The 220-nt window shown below is 75.5% G+C and carries 1 protein-coding gene; it reads right to left on the bottom strand.

The genetic code is table 11. The features are described 5' to 3' along the window. Positions 1–220 (bottom strand): PhzF family phenazine biosynthesis protein (locus CCN29_RS32145; protein WP_143661441.1); only part of this gene is annotated, 220 nt, incomplete at both ends.

The raw sequence follows: 220 nt of genomic DNA, 5'->3' as shown, positions 1-220 counted from the left end.
GCGGCCGAGCCGCTGCGACCAGTACGGGGCCAGCGCGGTGTGCGCGCTGCCGGTGACCGCGTCCTCGTCGATGCCGACGTTGGGGAAGAAGCAGCGCGAGACGAAGTCGTACTCCGCCTCCGGGTCCCCGGCGCGGGCGGTGGCGATGACGCCGCGCTCGGAGTAGGTCCTCAGGGCCCTGTGGTCGGGGCGCAGGGCGCGCACGGTGCCCTCGTCGGCC

Source organism: Streptomyces pseudogriseolus (genome assembly GCA_002154585.1).
GTDB classification, from domain to species: Bacteria; Actinomycetota; Actinomycetes; order Streptomycetales; family Streptomycetaceae; genus Streptomyces; species Streptomyces pseudogriseolus.
Note: the sequence above shows the minus strand (reverse complement) of the source record. Positions and strands in the feature narration are given on the sequence as shown.